Below are 2309 nucleotides of genomic sequence, written 5' to 3' on the forward strand. Positions count from 1 at the left end.
CCCGGGGACCTCGCGGCCACCCAGCTGCTGGAAGCGGTACGCCTCGGCGGCACCCCGGCCGGCGGCGTCCGCCTGGTCGAGCCGGACACCCGGGCGCTCCCCTCCCTCGCGGGCGCCCGGGCCGTCCCGCGCCAGCCCCGCGAGGGCGCCGGCACCGCCACCGACGCGGGCGTCGGCCCGGTCGGCGAGCCGCACGGCTGGACCCCGAGCGGCGAGCTGCCCGAGGTCTCCGCCGCCGACGCCGCGGGCAAGCAGCCCTGGTACCCCGGCCGCCGGGTCGACCTCGGCCTGGTGCTGCTGCCGCTGCGCGCCGTCCTCGGCTCGCTCTCGGTCTACGCCGGGTTCAGCAAGCTCTGCGACCCGGTGTACTTCGACGGCGGCGAGCGCGGTTCGATGATGCGCTGGCTCTCCTCGCTGCACCCCTGGAAGGTCGCCGAGCCGCTGCTGGCCTTCGCCATGGCGCACCCGGTGGGCGCCGGCCTGGCGGTGTCGTTCACCCAGATCGTGGTCGGCGTGCTGACCGTCCTCGGCCTCTGGCAGCGGCTCGCCGCCGGCGCCGCGATGGCGCTCTCCGCCGCGCTGCTGTTCACCGTCAGCTGGCGGGCCGTCCCGGTCTACGACACCCCGGACCTGATCTTCCTCGCGGCGTGGAGCCCGCTGCTGATCGCCGGGGCGCCGTTCGCCTCGCTGGACGGGCGGCTCGGCCTGGAGGCCTGGCGCCGGTTCGGCGCGGACACCTCCGGGGCACTGCGCCGCCGGGTGCTGCGCCGCGGCGCCGTGGTCACCACGGTCGTGGTCGGCCTGACCCTGCTGCTCGGCTCGATGCTCGGCGCCGCCGTCCGCACCGGCGCCCGGGCGCACCAGGCGCCGGACCGTCCGGCCACCGACTACGGCACCCCGGTCTGGCCGTCCGGCAGTCCGTCCGGCGCCGCCGGCAGCGGCAAGGGCACGTCCACCACACCCCCGCCCGCCGCCCCGCGCCCGGCCACCCCGACCCCGAGCGCGACCACCCCGGCCACCACGCCGCCCGCCAAGCCCGCCACCCCGACGCCGAGCGGCAAGGGGCACTCGGGCAGGGCGGAGGCCGGGTCGGGCGCCTCCCCGGCCGCGCCCGCGCCGCCCACCGGCCCGGGCGGCACGGCGCCCGCGTCGCGCAGCACCCCGGGTGCCGGCGGCGCGGGGCCGGGGTCCAAGTCCAGCCCGAGCTCCGGCGGGCTGCTCGGCGGAGTGCTGGGCAGCGCGCCGCTGGCCGACCTGTCCGGCGGCCGGGCCTCCCACCCGGGGGCGCCGACCGCGACCTGAGGCCCCGGTAACGGCGATCGGCCGGGTGCTCCGTGGGGGAGCACCCGGCCGATCGCCGTGCGCGTGCGGTGGGGCGAGGGCGTCCGTGTGCGGGTGGGCAGCCGGGCGGGCCTGCGGCCGTCCGGTCCCGGTGCGGACGGGCCTGCGGTGCCCGTCGGCTACCGGGGTGCCCGGCCGGCGCCGGAGGCGAGCTCCTTGGCCGCCTCGGTGAGGTCCTTGGCGGTGTCGATGGCCCGCCAGTACACGCCCTGCGGCAGCTGGTAGCCCGCCAGCCGCTTGCCGCGGGCCAGCTGGGGGAAGGTGGTGCGCTCGTGGTCGCCCACGTCCGGCAGCAGCCCGGCGAACTCCGGGCTGAACACGTACAGGCCGGCGTTGATCAGGAAGGGCGAGGGCGGGGCCTCGATGAAGTCCAGCACGTTGCCGAACTGGTCGGTCTCCACCGCGCCCCAGGGGATCCGCGGCCGGGCCAGCGCGAGCGTCGCGACGGCGTCCCGCTCGTGGTGGAAGGCGGCCATCTCGCGCAGGCTGAAGCGGGTCCAGATGTCGCCGTTGGTGGCGTACCAGGGCTCGTCCGGGCGGGGCAGCGCCTTGGCCGCGTACTTGAGCCCGCCACCGCGCCCGAGCGGCTCCGCCTCGACCACCGTGCGCACCCGCAGCGGCAGGTCCGCCTTGTCCAGCCACTCCTCCAGCACGTCGGCGAGGTGCCCGCAGGAGATCACGACGTCGGTGACGCCCTCCTCGGCCAGCCAGGCCAGCTGGTGGCCGAGGATCGGCGTGCCCGTCCCGGGGATCTCGACCAGCGGCTTCGGGCGGTCGTCCGTGTAGGGGCGCAGCCGGGAGCCCTGGCCGCCGGCCAGGATGACGGCCTGGGTGACGGGCGTCGTGGTCGGCCGGGGCGCGTGGGGCTGCGGGGGCCGGGCGGACGGGAGGTCGGCGGTGGGGCCGGAGTCAGCGGTCATGCCTGAACAATAAGGCGGCGGACGGGGGTGTCCGCCGCCTCGGGGACC

Annotated in this window: 2 protein-coding genes; one reads left to right on the plus strand and one right to left on the minus strand. The window is 78.2% G+C overall.

The window, feature by feature from the left end; all coding sequences use genetic code 11:
* The coding region (locus ACIQOV_RS37995) for a DoxX family membrane protein (RefSeq protein ID WP_401055333.1) at window positions 1–1302 on the plus strand (1302 nt) is incomplete at its 5' end.
* 158 nt (window positions 1303–1460) lie between these two features.
* On the opposite strand, the gene ACIQOV_RS38000 is transcribed toward ACIQOV_RS37995, so the two are convergent.
* A complete protein-coding gene (locus ACIQOV_RS38000; protein WP_380551243.1) occupies window positions 1461–2261 on the minus strand; it encodes an NDP-sugar synthase in 801 nt (266 codons plus the stop codon).
* Window positions 2262–2309: the final 48 nt, after the last annotated feature.

It is taken from the genome of Kitasatospora sp. NPDC091257, assembly GCF_044757675.1.
GTDB lineage: Bacteria > Actinomycetota > Actinomycetes > Streptomycetales > Streptomycetaceae > Kitasatospora > Kitasatospora lactacystinica.

Excerpts from the sequence above, each read along its gene's own strand:
- ACIQOV_RS38000 (WP_380551243.1), bottom strand. The coding sequence starts at position 2,261 with ATGACCGCTGACTCCGGCCCCACCGCCGACCTCCCGTCCGCCCGGCCC.